At 58.6% G+C, this 1,742-nt stretch carries 2 protein-coding genes and 1 pseudogene; 1 reads left to right on the forward strand and 2 read right to left on the reverse strand.

The annotated features are described in order from the left end of the window. A pseudogene (locus WBB85_RS19100) lies at positions 1–235 on the forward strand (lytic transglycosylase); the annotation flags it as partial. Between the two features lie 3 nt (positions 236–238). On the opposite strand, the gene WBB85_RS19105 reads toward WBB85_RS19100, so the two are convergent. Together WBB85_RS19105 and WBB85_RS19110 are read right to left on the reverse strand one after the other, a co-directional pair. Continuing rightward, complete coding sequence (locus tag WBB85_RS19105) at positions 239–850, reverse strand: LolA family protein (protein WP_432640177.1); 612 nt, start codon at positions 848–850, stop codon at positions 239–241. 140 nt (positions 851–990) lie between these two features. After that, a complete protein-coding gene (locus WBB85_RS19110) occupies positions 991–1,275 on the reverse strand; it encodes a SelT/SelW/SelH family protein (protein WP_432640178.1) in 285 nt (94 codons plus the stop codon). Positions 1,276–1,742: the final 467 nt, after the last annotated feature.

Consider the following 1,742-nt stretch of genomic DNA (forward strand, 5'->3'; position numbering starts at 1 on the left):
TAACAAGATCACCGATGCGACCGATTTCATGGGCTGGTACATGGACCAGTCGGAACAAAAGCTCGGCATCTCGAAATGGGACGCGACCAGCCAGTATCTGGCCTATCACGAAGGCCAGACCGGCTATTCACGCGGCAGCCACATGAAGAAGGCGTGGCTGCTGCGGGTTGCCGCCGAGGTCGGAAGCCGGGCCGAAAACTATCAGCGCCAGCTTATCGCCTGCGGCAAGCTCTAAGGGTCAGTTGCGCCGCGGCTTGTTGCGCTGGATCTCGGAATTGATCGAAAAGAGTGAAGCGGCATAGCTGCCACCGGTCTTCAGCGGGTTCAGGATCACCGTCGTCTGTCCGCCGGTCTCATCGGTCACCACCCACTGTTTCAGCTCGACCGGGCTGGCCGAAAACGCCATCTGGATCGTCCCAAGCTCGGGATGATCCGGGTCCTGCGCTGTCACGATGGTCAGGCCATTCGCTTCGCCATGTCCCACCACCATCTTTGCCCGCGCCAGATCGACGCGCCGCTCCAGGATCAGGTTCAGGGGTGTTTTCTTCAGCGTGTATTGTTCCGGCGGCTGGTTCGACTTGGTGTCGAAAATCGCAACCTGACCACCCGAGGCCAGCACCAACGTCCGCTCAGGCGGGCCATATTCGAACCGCATGCGGCCGGGGCGGTTGATGATCAGCCGACCTTCCGAGGTCGAGCCATCCGAATTGATCTGCCGAAAGTCGGTTTCGGCCGTCTTCAGGCTGTTGAAATAGGCCGAAATCGTGCTCAGGGGCAGTTTCTCGGCAAGGGCCGGGCTGACGCTCAGGCAAAGGGCCAGCGGGGCGAGGATATATCGAAGCTTTGTCATCATGACGCCAATCTAGGGTCTGTGGTTCTGTTATGCGATGTCGGCGGTTCTGTTATGCCATAACGTGATCACTGTCTTGGCCCTGCGGCCTGAAATAATCGGGATGCGCGGCGAAGCGCGCAAGTCTCAGCCGGTTGTCGTCAACCGCCTGCACGGTCGATATGCCCCAGATCGCGGTCGGGGGCGATGCGATCACGGACAATCTGTTTCAGCGCCTTCACATCCGGAAAGCCCCCGTCCCGCTTGCGTTCCCAGACCGGTTCATCGCCGACAAGAATCTCAAAGATACCGCCATGGCCGGGCACAAGGGTTACGCCGCCCAGATCCTCACCGAAGGTCGACAGAAGCTCCTGTGCCATCCAACCCGACCGCAAAAGCCAGTTGCAACCTGTGCAATAGGTGATCGTCACCACGGTTCCGGTCATTGATGCACTCTCCCTCCAGTCGCCTGGTATTTAGCGCTCGTCCTTGCGCAAAGAAAAGGCCCGACGGACGGCTGACGCAGGACACGGCCCGGATTCCAGGCCCTTTCTCTGATCGCCACCCCAATCCGCCGAGCCCGTCACTGGCAGGCACCGGCCGGTAAAAGCCGGAATGATTCGCGGGCATGGTTCCCTGCGGACGCGCCGAAACACAGTGACCGAAGTGTTGTTTCTTTGATCAAACGCCGTGAGTTTTTGCCATTGTTTCAGGAAATCAGCATCGCGATACACAGATGACAAGGGGGTAGCCGCATGGAAGCAGGATATCATCGGCACATCGACGACGGTCTTGTTTACCCTTTGGGCCAGAGACGTTACATTAGGGCAACCGGCGTCGATGCATTGGCCGACGTAGTTAAAAAGGTAACCTGCAATGATTAAGCGTAAACACCTTGTTCTTCCCCTTGCGG

Source organism: Albidovulum sp. (genome assembly GCF_049646345.1).
GTDB lineage: Bacteria > Pseudomonadota > Alphaproteobacteria > Rhodobacterales > Rhodobacteraceae > Albidovulum.

Excerpts from the sequence above, each read along its gene's own strand:
- WBB85_RS19105 (WP_432640177.1), bottom strand. The coding sequence starts at position 850 with ATGACAAAGCTTCGATATATCCTCGCCCCGCTGGCCCTTTGCCTGAGC.
- WBB85_RS19110 (WP_432640178.1), bottom strand. The coding sequence starts at position 1,275 with ATGACCGGAACCGTGGTGACGATCACCTATTGCACAGGTTGCAACTGG.